Source organism: Bartonella sp. AA81SXKL (assembly GCF_042196945.1).
In the GTDB taxonomy this organism is placed as follows: Bacteria; Pseudomonadota; Alphaproteobacteria; order Rhizobiales; family Rhizobiaceae; genus Bartonella.
This window is the reverse complement of record NZ_JBHIRH010000096.1, coordinates 407-789: the sequence shown is the minus strand read 5'-3', so window position 1 is coordinate 789 and position 383 is coordinate 407. Positions and strand designations below refer to the sequence as shown.

Sequence of the window (383 nt, the reverse complement as noted above, 5' to 3'; positions counted from 1 at the left end):
ACCGAAAAGTATAAGTGATGTTCACCAAGCAGAACAAACCATTGTTACCTTCTCCCCCACAATGGCCGTTTACGAAAGAGAACTAAAAGATTTTCTGTTTAAAAACCTTTATTACCATGATCAAGTTCTCAATCGTCGCAATGCAGCAAAACGCATTGTACAAAAACTATTCGAATGTTATTATGAAAACCCAGATGTAATGCCTGAAAACTGGCATAACAAAACAGCTCACTTAACAAATCAAGAGTTAGCGCGTCTTATTGCTGACTTTCTGTCAGGTATGACCGATCACTACGCTCTACGTGAATATCAGCATTTATTTGACTGCACAGATAATTTTATTTAACAGCTTTTGAATACACAATGGAAGTTGAATATGAATG

The 383-nt window shown here is 36.3% G+C and carries 1 pseudogene; it reads left to right on the top strand.

Going from position 1 to position 383, the window contains the following annotated elements:
• Positions 1–346: pseudogene (locus ACFINZ_RS09765) on the top strand (deoxyguanosinetriphosphate triphosphohydrolase); the annotation flags it as partial.
• Positions 347–383 lie beyond the last annotated feature (37 nt).